This is a genomic window from Bacillus cereus, assembly GCF_002567495.1.
GTDB lineage: Bacteria > Bacillota > Bacilli > Bacillales > Bacillaceae_G > Bacillus_A > Bacillus_A cereus_AQ.
In genome coordinates this window covers 1-321 of the sequence record NZ_NVAP01000134.1, presented here as the reverse complement: position 1 = coordinate 321, position 321 = coordinate 1, and the positions used below count along the sequence as shown (strand labels likewise).

Sequence of the window (321 nt, the reverse complement as noted above, 5' to 3'; positions counted from 1 at the left end):
CTTTTTAATAAAATTGCCACACCTGCCAATAAGCAACTATGTCTGCTATTTTCAAGCGTTCGTTCACAATTTTTCCAAAGTCTGCGGTAATTTTCCAACCAAGCAAAAGTTCGTTCCACAATCCAGCGTTTCGGTAACACGCCAAACTTGTGAAGTTCAGAGCGTTTAATGACTTCAATCGAACAATTAATCGTTTCTTTGATGGATTCTGCAAAGGATGGACCCGTATATCCGCCATCACAAAGTATATTTGTCACTTTGTCTAATGTTTTCTTATGCCTTTCACACATTTGGATGGCACCCTCTCGGTCTGTTATATTC

1 protein-coding gene is annotated in these 321 nt (G+C 39.3%); it reads right to left on the bottom strand.

The window, feature by feature from the left end:
• The coding region (locus COK05_RS30815) for a transposase (RefSeq protein ID WP_255290378.1) at nucleotides 1-290 on the bottom strand (290 nt) is incomplete at its 3' end.
• Nucleotides 291-321 lie beyond the last annotated feature (31 nt).